Origin of the sequence: Parabacteroides bouchesdurhonensis (assembly GCF_900186615.1) — a bacterium.
GTDB classification, from domain to species: Bacteria; Bacteroidota; Bacteroidia; order Bacteroidales; family Tannerellaceae; genus Parabacteroides; species Parabacteroides bouchesdurhonensis.
This window is the reverse complement of sequence record NZ_LT896588.1, coordinates 2006916-2021751: the sequence shown is the minus strand read 5'-3', so window position 1 is coordinate 2021751 and position 14836 is coordinate 2006916. Positions and strand designations below refer to the sequence as shown.

The following is a 14836-nucleotide window of genomic DNA, read 5'->3' as shown; positions in this document are numbered from 1 at the left end:
AAACAAGAATCTCTCTTTTCTGATTCAATTAGTTTATATCAAGCGGCAAATTTAAATAAAAATAAATTTCACGTACTCTGATTCAAGAACTTATTTATTTCACGATTCATAGTCGCTATATCCAACGGCTTTGCCAAATGGCTATTCATTCCTGCATCTTTCGCAGCCTTAATGTCTTCCGAAAAAGCATCTGCTGTCATAGCTAAAATAGGTATGGTAGAAGAATCTTTACGAGATAATTCCCTGATTTTTCTCGCTGCAGCATATCCGTTCATTACAGGCATCTGGATATCCATTAAAATTAAATCATAATAATACTCAGGAGATTGTTCAAATTTCTTTACAGCTTCTGCCCCGTCACATGCATAATCAATAGTAGCGCCGATAGAAGATAGTATTTCAATCGCAATCTCTCTATTCAACTCATTATCCTCTGCCAATAAAAAACGTTTCCCTGTAAAATCGTAACGCTTTGTCTGTTCACTTACAAATAAAGATTGTTTAAGCACGTACTTTTTTATCCCACGGCAAAGCGTAGACATAAAAACAGGTTTCGACAAAAAGCCATTTACTCCTGCCAGCTTCGCATCATCTTCAATATCCGACCAGTCATAAGCAGATATGACAATAACAGGCAAATCGTTTCTTGTATATTTCCGGATAAGACGTGCCATTGCTATACCATCCATACCCGGCATCTGCCAATCTAAAATGACAGCATCATATCCTTTACCAGACAAAAAGTTATCTTTTATCCTGGTGATAGCTTCCCCACTATCACTTGCCCAATCAGCCTGAATTTCGATCTTCTTTAGCATCTGAACCATATATTCACACATAATCTCATCGTCGTCTACCACCATGATTTTTAAACCTGGAAAAGAAACTTCCTCCAATAGTTCTTCCTCAGTATCACTTATTTGTAAAGGTATTGTAACAATGAACGATGTTCCTTTTCCCACCTCACTGATTATCTGGATATCCCCTTCAAGCATATCCACAATCTTTTTTGAGATTGCCAACCCTAATCCACTTCCTTCGGCTTTATCCACCCTGCTATCCTTCTCACGCGTAAATGCGTCAAAAATATGATCTATGAATTCCGGCTTAATACCAATTCCCGTATCAGTAAAAATAAACTTGAAAAGGGCAAATCCCGGTCGATCCGAAACGGATTCTTCTATATCAAACGTCAAACTTCCACCCTCAGGGGTAAATTTGACAGCATTAGATAATATATTAATAAAAACTTGGCGTAGCCGCAAAGCATCACTAACAAATTGTTCATGTTTAACCTTTTTCAACCGAATAGAAAACTGCTGATGCTTTGCTTTTATACTTGGTTGAATAATGGTCACGACATTTTCCAACAGATCCGGAAGCGACATACAATCTTTATTCAAGGACATTTTACCACTTTCTATTTTAGACATATCCAACACATCATTAATCAAGCCCAACAGATATTGGCTGGAAAGTGATATTTTTTTCAGGCAATCCTTTATCTTTTCAGGATTATTTAAATAGGAAGAAGCAATATCCGTCATGCCAATAATAGCATTCATCGGCGTACGGATATCATGAGACATTCGGGAAAGGAAATCCGATTTTGCACGATTAGCGCATTCCGCAGCCTCCAATGCGTCGTGAAGCAGATTGGAACGTTCTTCTAATTGTGCCTGCATTTCCTTCTGGTGCGTAATATCCGTGTATACTGTATAGATTACCGGGCAGCCTCCATATTCTTCGTCCGTAAATCGTCCAACCACCCACATCCATCTATATTTTCCTCCTTTGATATGCATTTTACATTCAAATTTATAGGTAGATTCCTTACGTTCAAAAGCATCAAGTACATATCTGGATATTTCTGCCAGTAACTCAGAATCTTCTTTATAATATTCATCCACATGATTATGATATAAAGTCTCGTATTCTTCCTTAGAATATCCGATCATCTCATAGTAATAATCATTAGCCCAAATAACAGTAAAATGTTCATCAAACAGATTTTTACTTATACCTACATTCATCATGCTCATGAATGTACTATATTCAGAATCGTCTATCTTGCTCGAATAATTTGTTATCATAATCCCTCCGTTTTTTATTAATGCTCAACCCTATTATCTCACTAACGATATAAAGGACTTTATAGTTTCCTAACAAACAAAGATACAAAGAGTTTATTTCAAAACCTCTTGAATATCAAAAATTACAATAAAAAAAGAGGTATCCGTTTGGATACCTCTTTTACGTATGATAAGTTACGGTTTACTCACCTAACAGTATCTCCAGAATCTGAACAGCAGCTTTCGCTACAGAAGTTCCAGGACCGAAGATAGCAGCAACACCTGCTTTGTACAGGAAGTCATAATCCTGTGCAGGAATAACACCGCCGGCAATCACAATAATATCGGGACGGCCTAACTTCTTCAATTCTTCAATTACCTGCGGAACCAACGTCTTGTGACCGGCAGCCAATGAAGAAACACCCATTACGTGAACGTCGTTTTCTACAGCCTGGCGGGCAGCTTCGGCCGGAGTCTGGAACAACGGTCCCATGTCTACGTCGAAACCACAGTCTGCATAACCTGTAGCTACAACTTTAGCACCACGGTCGTGTCCGTCCTGACCCATCTTAGCGATCATGATACGTGGCTGGCGACCTTCTTTCTTGGCAAACTCGGCAGTCAGCTCACATGCTTTCTGGAAGTCTGCATCTTTCTTTGTTTCTGATGAATACACGCCTGATATAGTTCTGATAATTGCTTTATAACGACCTACAACCACTTCGCAAGCATCGGAGATTTCTCCCAGTGATGCACGCAAGCCGGCTGCTTTAACAGCCAACTCCAGTAAGTTGCCTTTCTTTGTTCTCACACATTCGGTAATATCAGCCAATGCTTTTTGAACAGCAGCTTCGTCGCGGTTTTCACGCAAAACCTTCAAGGCAGCAATCTGTTCGTTACGAACGGCAGTATTATCAATTTCAAGGATATCGATCGGATCTTCTTTCGGCAGACGGTATTTGTTAACACCAACGATTGTCTGAACACCTGAGTCGATACGAGCCTGTGTACGTGCGGCTGCTTCTTCGATACGCATCTTCGGAAGGCCTGTTTCAATAGCCTTAGCCATACCACCCATGCTTTCTATTTCCTGAATCAACGCCCAACCTTTGTGTACCAGTTCGTTTGTCAAAGATTCTACATAATAAGAACCAGCCCACGGGTCGATTTCCTTACAGATCTTTGTTTCTTCCTGAATATAAATCTGTGTATTACGTGCGATACGTGCAGAGAAATCGGTAGGCAATGCGATAGCTTCGTCCAAAGCGTTGGTATGCAAAGACTGGGTATGTCCCAGTGCAGCAGCCATAGCCTCGATACAAGTACGGCCTACGTTGTTGAACGGGTCTTGTTCTGTCAACGACCATCCTGAAGTCTGGCAGTGAGTACGCAAAGCAAGAGATTTCGGATTCTTGGCACCAAAGCTCTTCACGATCTTCGCCCACAACATACGTGCGGCACGCATCTTGGCGATTTCCATGAAGTGGTTCACACCGATAGCCCAGAAGAATGACAGACGCGGAGCAAAAGCATCCACATCGATACCGGCGTTCACACCGGCACGAAGATATTCCATACCGTCGCACAGGGTATAAGCCATTTCAATATCTGCTGTTGCACCGGCTTCCTGCATGTGGTAACCGGAGATAGAGATAGAGTTGAACTTAGGCATCTTCTGAGAAGTATATTCGAAGATATCAGCAATAATCTTCATAGAGAATTCAGGCGGATAAATATAGGTATTACGCACCATGAATTCTTTCAGGATATCATTCTGGATCGTACCGGCCATTTCTTCCAACTTAGCTCCTTGCTCCAAACCAGCGTTGATGTAGAATGCCAATACCGGAAGAACAGCACCGTTCATTGTCATGGAAACAGACATCTTGTTCAAAGGAATACCATCGAACAATACCTTCATGTTTTCCAATGAACAAATAGATACACCGGCTTTACCAACATCACCTACAACACGTTCGTTGTCGGCATCATATCCGCGGTGTGTAGGAAGGTCGAATGCAACAGACAAACCTTTCTGGCCGGAAGCCAGGTTACGGCGGTAGAATGCGTTAGATTCTTCTGCTGTAGAGAAACCTGCATACTGGCGGATTGTCCAGGGACGCATAGCGTACATACCACTATACGGACCACGCAGATAAGGAGGCAGGCCGGATGCGTAATGCAAATGTTCCATACCTTCCAGGTCTTCTTTTGTATATACTGGTTTCACCTCGATATGCTCAGGTGTTTTCCAATTGGCTTCGATGCCGTTGGCTTTTGCCCATTCGGCAGCATTGGTGGCTGCAAAACCGGCATTCTTTATATCTATATTCTTAAAATTTGGTCTCATAATTTTTTATGTAGTTAGTAGTTTGTAGCTGGTAGTTAGTAGCAAACAGCAGAAGAAAGTCTTCAACCAATATACTATCGACCAACTGCTAACTTCAATTAATTAATCCCTAATTTAGCATTGAATGCCTTTAATGTTTCAAGCACATTGCTCTTCACATTGATAAACTGATCAATACCCTGAGCTTTCAGATCGTCCATACATGCTGGAGCACCTGCTACAACAAACTCTGCACGTCCGGCCAAAGCCTTATAAGCGGCAGGAGCATACTCTGCATATTCGTCATCACTAGAACAAAGAACAACGATTTGAGCACCGGCCTTCATCGCTGCCTCAACGCCAGCTTCTACAGTTTCGAAACCTAAGTTATCAATAACCTTATATCCTGCACAAGCAAAGAAGTTGCTTGAGAACTGTGAACGTGCAATACGCATAGACAAGTTACCGATAGTCAACATAAATACATTCGGTGTCTTACCGCTCTTTTCTGTTGCCAGACGCAATGCTTCGAATTCGGAAGCCCCACGAGAGAAATCAAGAGGAGTAACCGTAGCTTCGCCACAAGAATGGCCACCACCGCAACAACAAGAGGCTGTTTCTTTAATCTTACCGGCAGCCACTTCCGTAAAGTTCGGGAACTGGTTAGAGCCCAGCAGGATTTCACGACGAGTAGCAACCGCTTTCTTACGGGCTACATTAGATGTATTAACTGCGTTTTGGATATTTCCATTAGCTACTTCTGCACCAAAGCCACCTTTATCTTCTACTTCCAGGAACAAATTCCAAGCAACTTCTGCCAAAGAATTAGTCAACACTTCTACATAATAAGAACCGGCTGATGGGTCAACCACCTTGTCCAGATGACATTCTTCTTTCAGCAACAACTGCTGGTTGCGTGCGATACGTTCAGAGAAATCGTCCGGAGTCTGATAAGTCTTATCGAACGGACGAACCGTGATGGAATCAACGCCAGCCAAAGCAGCCGACATGGCTTCTGTTTGAGAACGCAACAGGTTTACGTGAGCATCGTAAACAGTCATGTTCCATTCGGAAGTCTGTGCATGGACATTCATCTTGCAGGCGCATTTGCATGCAGGATTGTAAGCGGCAACGATTTCAGCCCACAACCAACGTGCTGCACGGAACTTGGCAATTTCCATAAAGTAATTAGAACTGATACCCAGGTTGAATTTGATTTTTTTACCAACTTCTTCCGCACTGAATCCGGCTTCTGTCAGTTTTGCCATCAATTCGTTACCCCAAGCCAATGAGTAGCCCAGTTCCTGAGTGATGTAAGCACCGGCATTATTAAAATAAAATCCGTTTACTGCCAGCACCTTATAACCCGGTAAAGCCTGACCTGCTTTGAGCACAGCAGCTGCAGCTTCCACCCAGTTTTCATTTTCTTTTCCCTTTACTAAAGGTTTCTTGAACGGATCATAATTGACAGAACCAATACATTTGCTTAAATCTACACCTTTAGCTTTGTAGTTCTCAACCAAGATGCCAATCAACTTCTCTGCTTTGCAATTGCATGTATTGAAATTCAGTTCAACAGCGCCCGGACAAATACCATCCAGTAGAGTTGCAATATTTTCGGCATTTACCTCATCACCTTTGATGATGAAACCGAGTGAAGTAATCCCCTTGTTTAAAATGTCAAGAGCTTTTTCATTCGCACCCTTGAAACAAGTCACTTCAATGTTCTGGCGTACCTTCCAATCGTTATCTTTCTTTGTACCGCGAACATAAGGGAATTCACCGGGAAGAGATTCTGTAGTCTTCAAGCCTTCGATGTCTTCTGCACGGTAGAAAGGATTTACATTAAATCCTTCGCCTGTCTTCCAGACGAGTTTTTTCTCAAACGGTACCCCTTTCAGGTCGGCCGTAATCTTCGCCATCCACTCTTCAGTAGATACGGGAGCGAATTCTGAGAAAAGTTTTTCTTTTAGTTCTGCCATAATATTAGTTATTTTATAAAACGTATTATTTAGTAATGTCCAATATATCCTGTTCAATTACAGGTCGCAAAGGTAGAATAAATAAACAGGAAGAACAACGAAAAATAAATGAAATCACTCCCAATTTTAACGCCTTTTAGTGCTACACTGCTATCTTTAGTTTACAAAATGACAGAGAACGCAAAAATATTCCGCAAAAAAAACAATTCAATTATTTGACAGATCAAAATTATCACTAATTTTGTCCCGTCGTTCAACGACATGCAAGACTATACAACGGTGCATTCGTCTAGTGGTCTAGGACGCCGCCCTCTCACGGCGGAAACTCGGGTTCGACCCCCGGACGCACTACAAAAAAAAGAGGATACTTCTTTATTGAAATATCCTCTTTTCATATTTATCAATTTGATTTAATCTCCACGAGGTTTGCTAAATACAGAAGCAAGCCATAACACAATCACAGCACCAATCGTAGCAGTAATCAAGCTCCCTATCAATCCGATAGCTGAAATTCCAAACATGCTGAATACCCAGCCACCTACAACTCCTCCGATTATTCCTAAAAGCAAGTTTATTACTAATCCGAAACCACCGCCACGCATGATCTTACCGGCCAGATAGCCGGCAACAATCCCAATCAATATATACCAAATAAAACTCATATCTTTTAATTTAATAGTTCTTTATAAAAAACAATTCTTATCCCGATTAGTTGCCCCAAATCCCGATATTTAATGAACAGGCAGCAACTATTTAGCCATTTCATCCCGACAAATTAATTGGATCACAGCTGTGATCTATATAAATCACGTTTGTGATCTGATCGGATCACCCGTGTGATCTATATGAATCACAGCCGTGATCCGATTAGTTCTTCCCGATGACATCAATAAATATATCCATACTTTTACAATCATACAATAGGCAAAAAGAAAAAGATTCATCATATTTGTAGAACAAAATGACTTAATTCGGCTATTATGAAAAGTAAAAAAACTGTCTTTCTTACCGGTGCTACCGGCACTATGGGTAAAGCAGGACTGGAAGAACTGTCCAAAAGAACCGACCGTTTCAACATTACTCTATTAGCGCGGCCAAGCAAGATAAACAAACAAAAACTGGCGGCGTATGAAAACAAAGAAGGTATCCGTATTGTATGGGGAGATTTGACTAATTACGATGATATTCTCAATGGCGTAACCAGCGCGGATTATGTTTTACACGTAGGAGGAATGGTTTCTCCCGCCGCGGATTACTATCCGAAGCAAACCCGGAAAGTAAATGTTACTGCGGCCGAATATATTGTCCGGGCAGTGAAGGCTCAGCCAAATGCGGACCGGATAAAAGTCGTTTATATTGGTTCTGTTGCACAAACAGGACATCGAAACGCCCCAATTCATTGGGGACGAACCGGCGATCCTATCTGCGCCAGCATATACGACCATTACGCCGTATCGAAAGCCATAGCGGAACGTATATTTGTTGAATCGGGCATCAAGCATTGGGCTTGCCTCCGTCAGACGGGTATCCTTTGCCCCGAACTATTATACAAAGGCTCCGATCCTATCACGTTTCATGTACCTATAGACGGTGTGCTGGAGTGGGCTACAGCCGAGGATTCGGGACGTTTGCTGGCAAATGTGTGTGAAGAAAATGTACCGGATCAATTCTGGAACCGTTTTTATAATATCAGCAGCGGCCCGTCTTTCCGGCTTACCAATTATGAATTTGAATGCAAACTATTAAAGGCGCTCTCGTGTCCGGCTCCTGAAAAAATATTTGAACCTAATTGGTTTGCTTTGCGAAACTTCCACGGACAATGGTACACCGATTCCGATTTGTTGGAAAATTATCTTCATTTCCGCAGTAATCAATCATGCGATGATTATTTCCAGTGGATGGCAAAACAAGTTCCCTGGTATTTCCATCTGTCTAAAATCACGCCGGCATTCATTATTAAAACAATGATGAAAACAATCGCATCCAAAGAAGGATTGGGCACTCTGAACTGGATAAAAACCAATAATAAAAATCGTATTTCCGCCTATTTCGGGTCATACGAAGCATGGAAAGCTATTCCCGGCTGGGACAAGGTAGACAAGCAACGTCCGTCCGAATCACCTGTATTGCTGAATCACGGATATGATGAAACAAAGCCAAAAGAGGTACTGGACATCGAAGACATGAAACAGGCAGCCGAGTTTCGTGGAGGCAAGTGTATTTCAACAACGATGAATAAAGGCGACCTTTCTACACCTTTAGAGTGGGAATGTCAGTTCGGCCATCGGTTCAAGGCTTCACCCAATTTAATTTTGCTGGGAGGACATTGGTGTCCGGAATGCTTGCCTTTACCTTGGAATTACGATGAAATAGCGAAAGGAAACCCTTTCTTTGCCCAAGTATGGCATGCGTCTCATCATAAAGATGAGCATAATGTTTATGATGAATCTATTTTTGAAGGAATGGAGTAAAAGCCTAAAATCCCAACGGGAAATAGGTCTTTGAATCATTGTTATCAAATAAAAAAAGCGACCTGGTAATAAGTCGCTTTTTTATTTGATATAAATTGAATTAATATCTTCTTCCACCACCACGATTTCCACCGCCGTAGCCTCCACGGTTGCCACCATAGCCACCACCGCGATTGCCGCCACGATCTTCTCTAGGGCGTGCTTCTGTTACATTAATTATTTTTTCATCATAAGTAGCCTGGTTTAATTCTTCGATTGCTTTCCTGGCCATTTCGTCATCCTTCAATTCTACGAAACCAAAACCTCTTGAACGGCCGGTTTCTCTATCTGTGATAACTTTTGCTGAAAGGATTTCTCCGTAGTCTGCAAACAACTCGTTTAAGTCAGCGTCTGTGACGTTGTAACTCAAATTTGAAATGTAAAGATTCATTTATAAAAACTTATTTAGTTAATTGTTAATTGAGGGATGAAAGAAAAATAATTGAATGGATGTACTTAACAAATCAAAGTTGTGAGCAAAACTTCAAATACAAGTTTAAATCAATCTCAATATGCCGCAAATGTAAGGTTTAATTCGACACCACCATGATTTATACCCATCTTTTTCAAACTAATATTTCTAAAAAACGTTTATAAAGGAAGCGGGGGTTATTTCGGCAAAGAATTTACATTGACGTTAAATTCACAAAAATCTTTTACTCGGAAGCTATAAAAGGCAACAAGGGTTAACAATTGGGTGATATCTTTTAAAACACGCTAAAAATTCACCTGAAATATATCATTTCAGTCTTGATTTGTGTTCTACTATTACACGTACCATAACATAAAACATAATATTATCATGACAAAAGGATCTATCGGTTTGAATGCAGGAGCCGTCTGGAATCTACTATCAGATGGCGACCGCTGGAGTTTTGAGACGTTGAAGAGAAGAACATTCCTATCAGATGCAGAACTTTGGTCTGCAATCGGTTGGTTGGCAAGAGAAAACAAAATCGAAATCGACACGTCAAGCAGTAAACTAATTTTCTGCCCCGGAACTAACTTTTATTTCTAAGTAAAGTATGTGCAATCTAAAGCAAGGGAATAATGTTTCCTTGCTTTGGATTTTATTTATTTCACAAGCAACTGCTCAACAACGGCACTATCACCATCATTCGGAGCAGGTTGTAATCCCAACAGGCGTGCAATTAATAAATATAGATTTACATTGGCCATAACAGGAATCTCTGTATGTTTCTTAAATGAAGGACCGGCTGCATAAAATATAGCCTCCATTTCAGGCGTATAATTATCAAATCCATGAGTAGCCGTTTTATAAGGAGTGATTTTACCTTTCCTGAAATGCAAGTATGTCCCTATATCCGGCACAACAACCAAATCTCCGATGCGAGGATTTGATCCATATACATATTTAACTGGAATCTCATTCTTTTTCCAAACTGTAATATGAGGTACGCGTTTCAATATGGCATAAGCACTGTCCAAATATGTTTTCTTAGGATAAAGCAATGTAGGAACTCCATCAAACACATAGTCGAAACTATCGATAGGCAGATAATCTATCAGGTTTACATATTTATCAGGATAGCAGGTAGCCATACCATGGTCTGAAACTACAAGAAAATCTATCTTATCGAATATATCCAGTTTACGTGCTTCCGTAAAAAAATGATTCAACACTCCATCCAGTTCTTCTACTTTCGCCAAAGTCGCAGACGAATCCGGAGTACATTTATGTCCTATTCCGTCAGGTTCTTCTATGTACCACATAATTAAATGAGGACGAATATCTTCCGGAAGTTTCAGCCAGGAAACAACAGAATCCGCACGGGCCGTATAAGAAACCGATTTATCAAATGTCTTCGAGATTGAAAGATTCTTACCGTCTACAAGAACTTCACTGCCGACCCAATAAAAAGCGGCCGCATGAACTCCTTGCTTTTCCGCTGTCCTCCAAATAGGCTCTCCCCCGTAAAACCGGTGATCAAGACATCCCATCCGGTAAATGCTATCTAATTCGGAATCATAAAAGAAATTATTCACCAAGCCATGATGATCTGGATGCAGTCCCGTAGCCATAGAATAATGATTAGGAAACGTTACGCTGGGAAAACAAGGACGGAAAGCTGAACGTATTCCCACATTTGCCAATGAATCCAATGTAGGCGTATTAGCCCGGGCAGGATAATCCGAACGGAAACCATCCATAGAAAGAACTACCACATAACGATCGGTAGAAGGAGGCGTTGGTTTACAGGCAATAAATGCCAAAACAAATAAGCATGCAACAAATAAGCATACTATATTATAAAGGTAAAAGCGTTTCATAAATTGTTTTATTGTTTATGGCTGCAAAGATAAAATTAAAAAAGATTCGGGCTGCGTTAAATAAATAAAACCAAAGCTCGAGGTCTACATAATCAAGTGCTATATGCAATAAAAAAACTATAAATAACAACAGTTTTAAAAGAATTGTATTAATAAAGAAACAAGAATATAGCATCTATTTAAAAAACAAAACTTAACTTTGTGGCTGATTTATTAATTAAACAAATCATATTATGCGTAAACATTTACAAGCTCTGTTCCTATTGACGGTATTGAGTTTCTTGTTCACCATCCCTGCAGTGGCTCAGGTGACGACTGCCAGTATCAGCGGAAAAGTTGTGTATGAAGATGAACCGGTTATCGGTGCAACTATTGTTGCAATTCACGAGCCTTCAGGTACACGCTACGGAACCGTTACAAACGTAGACGGACGTTATAACCTTCCGAATATGCGTGCCGGCGGCCCTTACAAAGTTGATATTTCCTATATCGGATATCAACCGATGTCTTATACAAACATCGCACTAAACCTGGGAGATAATTATGTACTGAATGTTTCCCTGAAAGAATCTTCCGAACTTTTGGAAGAAGTTGTGGTTATCGGCTCCAATAACAGTAACATGAAAAGTGACCGTGCTGGAGCTATTACAAGCATCAACCGTGAAGGTATTGAAGCTATTCCTACCATCAGCCGCAGCATGAACGACATCATGCGCTTATCACCGCAATCGTCTACAACGACAAACGGTTTTGCCGTAGGTGGCGGTAACTATCGCCAGTCTTACGTTACCGTAGACGGTGCTGCATTCAACAATGCATTCGGTATCGGCCAGAATTTACCGGCAAACGGTTCCCCTATTTCTCTCGATGCTTTAGAGCAAATTACAGTATCTGTTACTCCGTATGACGTTCGCCAGAGTGGATTTACAGGAGGTTCTATCAATGCTGTTACCCGTTCGGGTGGTAACGATTTCAAAGCTACCGCTTATACGTATTTGAATAATCAGAGCTTGAAAGGTGTTCATGTAGATGATTATACATTGGAACGTTCAAAAGCACAGTATTACACATACGGTGCAAGTATCGGAGGAGCTATTCTGAAAGACAAATTGTTCTATTTCGTCAACGGTGAATATGAAGACAACGTAACAGCAGGCCCACTCTCTCGTCCTCGTGAAAACGAAAGTGCAGACTGGGGCGAAAACAATATTAACCGTCCAACCGTAAGTGATATGGACATGATGAGCAAATACATGGCCGACAAATACGGTTACAGCACAGGACGTTATTCCGGATATGATTTAAAAACTCCTTCTTATCGCATTATGGCCCGCTTGGACTGGAACATAAACGATAATAATAAAATCAACTTCCGTTTCTCTAAGACACACACAAAAGATTCCAATGCTCCTTCCTCTTCTACCAGTCCTATGAGCGTTAACGATATTTATCCGGGACATGGTAACAGCGGCGGAAGAACGTCTAAATATTCTATGACTTACGAGAACTCACGTTACTATCAGATCCGTGATTTCATGAGTTTGGCTACCGAATTGAATTCTCGTTTTATGGACGGAAGAATGAACAACATGGTACGTTTAACCTATTCATATCAGGATGAACCTCGTGAAACAGATGGAGGTTTCTTCCCGACTGTAGATATCTTGAAAGACGGAGATGTATACGCTTCATTCGGTCCTGATCCGTTCACATACGGCAACCTTCGTAGAACAAAGACATTCGTTGCTACAGATGAATTAAGCTACTCAACGGGCATTCACAGCATGTTGGGAGGTGTACAATTTGAATTCGACCATTCTGAAAACGGATTCATGCCGGCAGGTTCGGGTTATTACGTATTCTCATCATGGGATGATTTCGCAAATAACAAGAAGCCAGCAGCCTTTGCAATCACACATCCGAATAATAGCAGCTTGAAGCAAGAAAATGCTGCATTCAACTATGAGCAGCTTTCTCTTTACTATCAGGATGAAATGGCTTTCTCCGAAAACTTTAAGTTAACAGCCGGTTTGCGTTTGGAATTGCCGATCTATCCGGCACTAAAGGATAATTTCAACAAAGAGTTTGCAAGCTTACTGTTCCATGGCAAACATTACTCTACGGATCAGATGCCTAAAACAACTATTAATATGTCTCCGCGCGTAGGTTTCAACTGGGACTTAACCGGAGAACGTAAATACGTTCTCCGCGGCGGTATGGGACTCTATACCGGACGTATTCCATTCGTATGGATCGTTTCTGCCGTTGGTAACTCCAATGTAGGACAATATCAGATGTTTACTTACAAATCCGAAGATGCTCCTTATTTCCATGCGGATATGAACGGTATCTTGAATGAGATGTACAATGGTAAATTTGAACCTCAAGAATTAGTTGCGCCTCAGTCTCCTACAATCATGACAGACGATCTGAAGATGCCATCTACATTCAAAACATCTTTGGCATTCGATGCCAAGTTACCGGGTGATATTGGTTTCACAGTAGAAGGTATCTACAACCGTGATATCAATCCTATTGTCGTAACAAACGCAGGTTTGAACGACCCAAGTGAAATAAAACTTTCTCCGAACGATACGCGTTTATACTATAATAATGGTTACACAGCTGTTAACGGTGAAGGCCGCGGCGTTACTCCGTATGTAATAGAAAACGGAGGCGGCAAAGCTTATTACTATTCTATCACAAGCCAATTGAGCAAACGCTTCAACTTTGGTCTTGATTTGTCATTCGCTTATACATATTCGCATGCCAAATCATATAGCGACGGTATTGGTGACCAGGTTACTTCTGCATGGAAGACAAATACGAACAGTATAAACGGTTCCAACGCTCACGAAATAGGTTATGCCAGCTATGTAGCACCAAGCCGTATCATTGCTTCTGTAGGTTATCGCAAAGAATATGGAAAGAACTTTGCTTCTGCCGTATCTTTGATTTATGAAGGAAGCCAGATAGGTTATGCCGGCGGTTATTCTTATTCCCGCTTTGGTTATACATACAGCAACAACCCGCTGAATGACGGTGGCGCTAATCCTTTGATGTATATCCCTGCTTCTAAGGATGAATTGAAGTTTGCCGATATAATTGACAGTAAAACCGGAAAAGTTACTTATTCAAAAGAAGATCAAGCTAACGATTTCTGGGCATACGTAAATCAAGATAAATATTTAAGCAAACACAAAGGCGAATATGCCGACCGCAACGGAGCTATCATGCCTTGGCATCATCAGTTTGACTTCAAGTTCATGCAAGATTTCTATATAAAGACGGGTAGCAAACGCAATACAATTCAAGTGGGTGTTGACATCAAAAACTTAGGGAACTTATTGAACAACAAATGGGGATTGTATAAGCAAACAACTACCAATGCTAACTCTCCTCTGAAAGTGAATGTTAGCAAGTCTGGTGAAGTTACCTATAACATGAATATGAGTGGTAGCCAAAAGTTGACTGAAACATTTATGAATTATCAGGGTTTTGCATCTACCTCTTCTGTACAGTTCAGCGTTCGCTATATCTTCAATTAATAGATAATAGCAAAATACATATAAATGAGGTTGCTTCTTATTAGGAGCAACCTCATTTTATTTTATCCCCCAAGTGCACACATTTTAGCTACGGATACTGCAC

At 40.9% G+C, this 14836-nt stretch carries 9 protein-coding genes and 1 tRNA gene; 4 read left to right on the top strand and 6 right to left on the bottom strand.

Features of this window, described 5'->3' with window-relative positions; genetic code table 11:
• Positions 1-68: 68 nt before the first annotated feature.
• The 3 genes from C1721_RS08675 to mutA form a co-directional block, all read right to left on the bottom strand.
• Positions 69-2093 (bottom strand): PAS domain-containing hybrid sensor histidine kinase/response regulator, encoded by a 2025-nt coding sequence (locus tag C1721_RS08675; protein WP_102407998.1) that lies wholly within the window; start codon positions 2091-2093, stop codon positions 69-71.
• 181 nt (positions 2094-2274) lie between these two features.
• Positions 2275-4422, bottom strand: coding sequence for a methylmalonyl-CoA mutase (gene scpA / locus C1721_RS08670; protein ID WP_102407997.1), 2148 nt, complete (start codon positions 4420-4422; stop codon positions 2275-2277).
• Positions 4423-4520: 98 nt separating this feature from the next.
• Positions 4521-6383, bottom strand: coding sequence for a methylmalonyl-CoA mutase small subunit (mutA, locus tag C1721_RS08665; protein WP_102407996.1), 1863 nt, complete (start codon positions 6381-6383; stop codon positions 4521-4523).
• A 278-nt stretch (positions 6384-6661) separates the two neighbouring features.
• Here mutA and C1721_RS08660 point away from each other — a divergent pair.
• Positions 6662-6734 (top strand) — tRNA-Glu (locus C1721_RS08660).
• Positions 6735-6793: 59 nt separating this feature from the next.
• Here the strand turns inward: C1721_RS08660 and C1721_RS08655 are convergent.
• Positions 6794-7045 (bottom strand): GlsB/YeaQ/YmgE family stress response membrane protein, encoded by a 252-nt coding sequence (locus C1721_RS08655; RefSeq protein ID WP_102407995.1) that lies wholly within the window; start codon positions 7043-7045, stop codon positions 6794-6796.
• A 318-nt stretch (positions 7046-7363) separates the two neighbouring features.
• Between C1721_RS08655 and C1721_RS08650 the strand changes: the two genes are divergently transcribed.
• The gene (locus C1721_RS08650; protein ID WP_102407994.1) at positions 7364-8854 is read left to right on the top strand and encodes an NAD-dependent epimerase/dehydratase family protein; all 1491 of its coding nucleotides are present in this window, start codon (positions 7364-7366) and stop codon (positions 8852-8854) included.
• A gap of 100 nt (positions 8855-8954) precedes the next feature.
• On the opposite strand, the gene C1721_RS08645 is transcribed toward C1721_RS08650, so the two are convergent.
• The gene (locus tag C1721_RS08645) at positions 8955-9284 is read right to left on the bottom strand and encodes an RNA recognition motif domain-containing protein (RefSeq protein ID WP_102407993.1); all 330 of its coding nucleotides are present in this window, start codon (positions 9282-9284) and stop codon (positions 8955-8957) included.
• A gap of 411 nt (positions 9285-9695) precedes the next feature.
• Here C1721_RS08645 and C1721_RS08640 point away from each other — a divergent pair, with 411 nt between their 5' ends.
• Positions 9696-9911, top strand: a complete 216-nt coding sequence (locus tag C1721_RS08640; RefSeq protein WP_102407992.1) for a winged helix-turn-helix domain-containing protein — start codon at positions 9696-9698, stop codon at positions 9909-9911.
• A gap of 56 nt (positions 9912-9967) precedes the next feature.
• Here the strand turns inward: C1721_RS08640 and C1721_RS08635 are convergent, their stop codons facing one another.
• On the bottom strand, positions 9968-11185 hold the full coding sequence (locus C1721_RS08635) for an alkaline phosphatase family protein (RefSeq protein WP_102407991.1): 1218 nt from the start codon (positions 11183-11185) through the stop codon (positions 9968-9970).
• Between the two features lie 233 nt (positions 11186-11418).
• On the opposite strand from C1721_RS08635, the gene C1721_RS08625 reads away from it, so the two are divergent.
• Complete coding sequence (locus C1721_RS08625) at positions 11419-14733, top strand: TonB-dependent receptor (RefSeq protein ID WP_102407989.1); 3315 nt, start codon at positions 11419-11421, stop codon at positions 14731-14733.
• Positions 14734-14836 lie beyond the last annotated feature (103 nt).

Coding starts and splice junctions, on each gene's coding strand:
- C1721_RS08650 (WP_102407994.1), top strand. CDS start 7,364: ATGAAAAGTAAAAAAACTGTCTTTCTTACCGGTGCTACCGGCACTATG.
- C1721_RS08645 (WP_102407993.1), bottom strand. CDS start 9,284: ATGAATCTTTACATTTCAAATTTGAGTTACAACGTCACAGACGCTGAC.
- C1721_RS08675 (WP_102407998.1), bottom strand. CDS start 2,093: ATGATAACAAATTATTCGAGCAAGATAGACGATTCTGAATATAGTACA.
- C1721_RS08640 (WP_102407992.1), top strand. CDS start 9,696: ATGACAAAAGGATCTATCGGTTTGAATGCAGGAGCCGTCTGGAATCTA.
- scpA (WP_102407997.1), bottom strand. CDS start 4,422: ATGAGACCAAATTTTAAGAATATAGATATAAAGAATGCCGGTTTTGCA.
- C1721_RS08635 (WP_102407991.1), bottom strand. CDS start 11,185: ATGAAACGCTTTTACCTTTATAATATAGTATGCTTATTTGTTGCATGC.
- mutA (WP_102407996.1), bottom strand. CDS start 6,383: ATGGCAGAACTAAAAGAAAAACTTTTCTCAGAATTCGCTCCCGTATCT.
- C1721_RS08655 (WP_102407995.1), bottom strand. CDS start 7,045: ATGAGTTTTATTTGGTATATATTGATTGGGATTGTTGCCGGCTATCTG.
- C1721_RS08625 (WP_102407989.1), top strand. CDS start 11,419: ATGCGTAAACATTTACAAGCTCTGTTCCTATTGACGGTATTGAGTTTC.